The sequence below is a fragment of the Candidatus Anaplasma sp. TIGMIC genome (assembly GCF_028204095.1).
Taxonomy (GTDB): Bacteria; Pseudomonadota; Alphaproteobacteria; order Rickettsiales; family Anaplasmataceae; genus Anaplasma.
The window spans coordinates 1-3,539 of the sequence record NZ_JAQLOH010000053.1 but is presented as its reverse complement, the minus strand read 5'-3'; the positions used below and the strand labels follow the sequence as shown (position 1 = coordinate 3,539).

Genomic DNA, 3,539 nt, shown 5'->3' with positions numbered 1-3,539 from the left:
CTCCTTCGCTTCTCCCTCATCCTGTGTGCTACATGTGTTCGGCTAAGGGGGTTGCAGCAAATCTATTATGCTGAAAAGTCCTCCTATTGGCCGTTACCACAATTAGTACGCCTAACGTGAGTTACGACTCCCTCCGGCGTAAATATGATTGACTCGGTTTCTAAACCTCCTCTTTCGTTGTACCTGACCCCATGCATGAGCATACTGTCGGTAACACCAGTAGCTATGAAGGTTGCTGGCCCTCTTACCATGTCTTGCATCGTATAGTCCCTGTCATAGTCCTCTATGCCAACCTGCGCTGCTCTGCCGCGTAGTTCCGGAGTATTCAAAACTAGACGTCCACATATCTGCCCTCCCACGGATGCTAAGGCAACAGCCGAGAGCACGCCCTCTGGAGCACCTCCTATACCTAAACAGATGTCGTGATCACCCTTTATAAGTGAAATCACTGCGCCTATATCTCCCGCATCAATTAGACGCACCCTGACTCCTAGCTCCCGTAGGCCCTTTATGAGGGTCGCATGCCGTTCCCGGTTAAGCACCACGGCAATAAGGTCTGTGATTTTGCGTTCTTTCGCTTCTGACAAGTTGCGAATATTAGTCTCAAGATCATTCTTCATCGAGATCACGCCATCAGGCAGCCCGGGACCCACCGCTATTTTGTCCATATACACATCTGGCGCCTTTAGCAGGCAATCTCTCTCAGCCACTGCTATGACTGACATTGCACCCTCTTTAAACAGTGCGCAGGTAGTGGTGCCCTCTAAGGGATCCACAGCAATGTCAAGAGCTGGCCCGCCTTTACCAACTTGTTCCCCGCAAAACAACATAGGGGCTTTATCTCTTTCACCCTCGCCGATCACTATTTGGCCGTCTATGCACATAGAGTTCAGGGTAGAACGCATAGAATCCACAGCAGCCCTATCCGCACTCATCTCATCAGCTCGGCCCGCAAACTTATACGCCTCCGCAGCTGCAAGTTCAGTAACACCCAGAAACTCAAAACACAAGTCCTTGGTCAGCATTTGCCCCTCACCACCCTCAAATAGTCGTTAACAAAAACCTAATCGTACCTTATGATATACCAGTTGTACGTTAATCAACAGAAGAATGTGTGGGTCTCGGCGCTAGCATTGTGTATGTTTCTCCTGAGTGGGTGTTTCTCGCAAAAACCCGCTCCTGTTTCGCTCAGGGGTGAGGAGTTCTACGGAGATGAGGAGAACAGCGAAAAGTCAGAGTACAGGCTTATACGTGATCGTGCAGATGGGGCTCCATCTACAAAGTCGATACGCAGCCATGACCAAACACAAATGGAGATGTTAGACGAAACCAGCATTCTTCGCGCAGGTTCAGAAAGTGCAAAGTGCGGTTTTACTCTACCTCTAAGTGGCAAGGTTATATCCGCTAAGAACCCCAATAGTAGCAGCGGTATATTTTGTGGTGACGGAATAGCTATAGTGCGGCGCGAGTCAGCACAGGTCACTGCTTCACATGATGGTAGAGTACTGTACATAGGTAAGGGGCTAAAGGTATACGGAGACTTGGTAATACTTGAACACGATAAGTACACTATCACCATGTATTACAATGTGGGCGGAATCAAAGTAAAGATAGGTGATGAAGTCAAGAAAGGTGATGTGTTGGCAACTACGTCTTCCGCAAGAGCTACTCAGTCTAGCGGCAGTAGCCATTTCTGTTGCTTTTCTATGCGATACAATGGCAAGGCTATTGATGCTGCACATCACATAAGGGAGTGCGATGATACGCAAAAGTGAATTTGCAATGCACTGCCCGTAAATACGTATGTATGGAGAATTAACAAAAGACATAGTCATTGTGTTCGCGGTGTGCGAAATCTAACCGCACGGTTTCGTTGCGTCCGTTATAATCACACGAGAGTGCATTACCACACTCCATATTATCTCAATATTACTGATATTTCGTAAAAATTATTTTCTACCTCACAGCGCGAAAACGTATTAAATCAGTCTATCATCCGCGATTGCATACAATTTTAGGATTGAACAGGTGAGTGCAAAATGCAATTTATTACGGTAATAAAAAATCAATATTTCTGATATACAGTACTACGGTTGTGGTAGTGCGGGTTGTAAGTAGTAAATGTCGGAATACGTTTCTGAAAGACGGGCAATAAATACATTGTGTGCATATTGGGACCAGTTACGTAACGGCAGAAGCTATCCGGCCAAACACGAGATTGATCCTGAGGACATTATCACCATATGGCCGCACTGTTTCATACTGAGCGTAAAATACTCTGATGGTGACAAAAAATACGAGTGTATCTACGTAGGGTCTGAGGCAACCAAACTCTATAGTTCGGATCTTAGGTATTATTCGGAAGCAGAAAATGTAGTGGTTTTTTTTCCACAAGTTGTGGAAAACCTATTTGATTATCTGGAATCCGTAGTGGAAAACCGTAGACCCGTAATAGAAGAAACAGAAAAGACTACCGCGAAAGGGAACGATATAAAAATCCGTCAGTGTCTGTTGCCACTGGGAGAGAATGACACCATAGATCACATTATCGGCGTAGTGGGCGGACGTATATACTGACCCTGTAAGAGGTTCCTCACTGCATTGCGGCCGTGTGAAACTTTCGCATGGACCTGCTTGATTCGCGGAAGCTTTGTTTGTATCGTTTCTTTTTTCAAACGTTGTGCACAGTTCAAGCGATTGACATGCACATGCGTAGTTTTGTAGACTTCCAACATGTTATTAGGTTTGGTCTCCATGTCTCTGTCAGTATTTCTGCGTGACTGTGCAAGAGTGGGTATATCCGCATTAAGTGGCGCATGCGGTGCTATATCGCTAGGAAGATCTGTGGTACGAGAACGCGTACGGTCTTGCTTACATGATATGGGTTTTGTAAGCCGTGAGGAGCTTGAGGTCCTTCGCGAGTGCTTGAGACGTTCTGCAAAATTCACCAGGAAGAGCAAAGATACTACGAGTAGGTGAAGCTGGCAGTATTCGTATCTGCTCCCCGCCAGGGTATTTGTACGTGTACCACTCTGGCAGTCAGTGCTTGCTGTTGCTCAGGCACACGTTGTGCTCGGTTTTTTCTTAAAGCGCCATTGGGAACCGAGTTTCCTCGACTAGGACCCGTCACGATAGCTATCTCAGTCCTGATTTCTTGTTCAAAGCGCTCTGAACATTGCATCATAGAGATCACACGATCTGAGTCGGTCATTTACTTCTCTCGCCAATGTGGAAACTTGCGGAAGTTTAACTGTATATAGAAATTGACAGTGTACATACTTGTGTTTGTTGAGGCTTAGAGAGACTTTGAAATCAGATCCGTAACCAACAGTAACATTCCGCAAAGACTGCTTTTTAGCGGCGCGGTGTCCTTCGCAGCGCATGGCTGCATATATCCTGAACACATTTTGTTGTTCACTACATTGCCGAAAGTACGCTTATAGTGATTGGATGAGTGGAAATCCGTAACATAACACTATGCCCAAGGCACAGGCACAGGCACAGGCACAGGCACAGGCACAGGCACAGGCACAGGCACA

Annotated in this window: 4 protein-coding genes; 3 read left to right on the top strand and 1 reads right to left on the bottom strand. The window is 46.4% G+C overall.

Annotation, left to right across the window (positions count from 1 at the left end):
• Window positions 1-83: 83 nt before the first annotated feature.
• Window positions 84-1,025 (bottom strand): class II fructose-bisphosphatase, encoded by a 942-nt coding sequence (glpX, locus tag PGW94_RS04410; RefSeq protein ID WP_271759029.1) that lies wholly within the window; start codon window positions 1,023-1,025, stop codon window positions 84-86.
• 51 nt (window positions 1,026-1,076) lie between these two features.
• Here glpX and PGW94_RS04405 point away from each other — a divergent pair, with 51 nt between their 5' ends.
• The 3 genes from PGW94_RS04405 to PGW94_RS04395 all read left to right on the top strand — a co-directional run bounded on the left by PGW94_RS04405 (window position 1,077) and on the right by PGW94_RS04395 (window position 2,979).
• Window positions 1,077-1,775 (top strand): murein hydrolase activator EnvC family protein, encoded by a 699-nt coding sequence (locus PGW94_RS04405; protein ID WP_271759027.1) that lies wholly within the window; start codon window positions 1,077-1,079, stop codon window positions 1,773-1,775.
• A 346-nt stretch (window positions 1,776-2,121) separates the two neighbouring features.
• Complete coding sequence (locus tag PGW94_RS04400; RefSeq protein ID WP_271759025.1) at window positions 2,122-2,577, top strand: PAS domain-containing protein; 456 nt, start codon at window positions 2,122-2,124, stop codon at window positions 2,575-2,577.
• A 156-nt stretch (window positions 2,578-2,733) separates the two neighbouring features.
• On the top strand, window positions 2,734-2,979 hold the full coding sequence (locus PGW94_RS04395) for a hypothetical protein (RefSeq protein WP_271759023.1): 246 nt from the start codon (window positions 2,734-2,736) through the stop codon (window positions 2,977-2,979).
• The last annotated feature ends 560 nt before the right edge of the window (window positions 2,980-3,539 follow it).

What these genes read in the sequence shown, in the direction of transcription:
- glpX (WP_271759029.1), bottom strand. Translation starts at nt 1,025, where the DNA reads ATGCTGACCAAGGACTTGTGTTTTGAGTTTCTGGGTGTTACTGAACTT.
- PGW94_RS04405 (WP_271759027.1), top strand. Translation starts at nt 1,077, where the DNA reads ATGATATACCAGTTGTACGTTAATCAACAGAAGAATGTGTGGGTCTCG.
- PGW94_RS04400 (WP_271759025.1), top strand. Translation starts at nt 2,122, where the DNA reads ATGTCGGAATACGTTTCTGAAAGACGGGCAATAAATACATTGTGTGCA.
- PGW94_RS04395 (WP_271759023.1), top strand. Translation starts at nt 2,734, where the DNA reads ATGTTATTAGGTTTGGTCTCCATGTCTCTGTCAGTATTTCTGCGTGAC.